The organism is Leifsonia sp. NPDC058248 (assembly GCF_042881905.1).
In the GTDB taxonomy this organism is placed as follows: Bacteria; Actinomycetota; Actinomycetes; order Actinomycetales; family Microbacteriaceae; genus Leifsonia.
In genome coordinates this window covers 1-1,322 of sequence record NZ_JBHVXB010000026.1, presented here as the reverse complement: position 1 = coordinate 1,322, position 1,322 = coordinate 1, and the positions used below count along the sequence as shown (strand labels likewise).

The 1,322-nt window shown below is 57.3% G+C and carries 1 protein-coding gene; it reads right to left on the bottom strand.

The window, feature by feature from the left end:
* The coding region (locus tag ACFVV5_RS19145) for a hypothetical protein (protein ID WP_387247291.1) at positions 1 to 1,322 on the bottom strand (1,322 nt) is incomplete at both ends.

Below are 1,322 nucleotides of genomic sequence, written 5' to 3'. Positions count from 1 at the left end.
GTGAAGGACTCGACGGCATCAAAGAACTTATCCAGGAAGATTGGTATCTTTGGCGCGTACTCCTTCGCCATGTCCTGGAAGTCGTTCAGGAAGCCGCCTTCATAAGTGGTGGTCTCCTGGCCCCAATGATCCTTCTTGGTGGTCTTCTTGCCCATGATGCGCTCACCGAGACCGGTGTACTCCACCAGCCCGGTTTCGGGATTGGTCTTAGCGAAGAGGTTTCCTAGACCGACCTGGGCGCCTTCCTTCATTTGCTGGAGGCGGCCCGTAATCGTGGCAGACGTGACCTTTGAGGCGTATCCCTGAGTATCGGACCCCCGCCAGTTATCGAGAAGGGCCTGAATCATCTCGGGGCCCTGGAGGCCACCAGTCTCCTTGGCCTTAGCCATGATTTCAAGAATCTGAGCCGCGGCGGTGTGCTTAGTTGGCTGCCCGTCCTTGCCCTTAACCATCTTGTCCTGGTAGCCCATGAGCTGAGCAAGTTCCTGAACGGGGATACCGGCCGCAGAAGTGAATTGCTTCAAATTCTTTGTCGGAACGCGCTCAAGGTCCAGAATCATGTCAATGGCGTACATGGCACGTGAGACAAGCGCAGGGTCCAGGTTTCCAGCCTTCGCCGCATTGTCACCGATCATCATTACGATGTCGGCCGCCTTATCAGAGGCTCGCTTGCCGGCTGCCGTGCGCTTCCCGGGGTCCTTAGACTGTGAGTCCTCTTCGTGAGAAAACAGTGACCGAATGTACTTGGTCATGTAGGACTGCATGTCTTCGATGGAAAAGGGGGTATCAACGCCATACTTGCGGATCTTGGCAAGAGCTGCGGCCGAGTCTTTCGCAGATACGTTGGAGCCCATAAGGCCGAGCTGTCCAAGGATCAGGCTGTCAGCGGACTTCACACCTACACCGGTAAGCAGGCCACCAGCCATAGCTAGGGGGCCAAGGAACTTGGTAGCCAGAATGTTTCCGGTCTCCGTAATGGAGTTACCGATATTCTCGAAGTTCGTTCCCAGCTTCTTCAAGCTGGTTTCAGTCCGCCCGAAAAAGTTCTGAGTGCTGCTGTTGGTGGCGGTCATCTGCCGCTGTAGGTCCCGCATACGGTCGCGGGTCTGCGTGATGATCTGCTGCTGTGCAGCTATGCCAGTCTGGAGAGACTCCCGCTGTGCAAGCGCCTCAGAGCGGATGAGCGCGATGCGCTCACGCGTGGCCTCTCGCTGAGCTGCTACCTGCTGACGAAGTTCGACACGAGCCGTAGCGGCTGCCTGACGCTCAAGGCGCTCAGTCTCACGAACACGCTCGCGTTCAGCCTGGATGCGGTCCAGGGC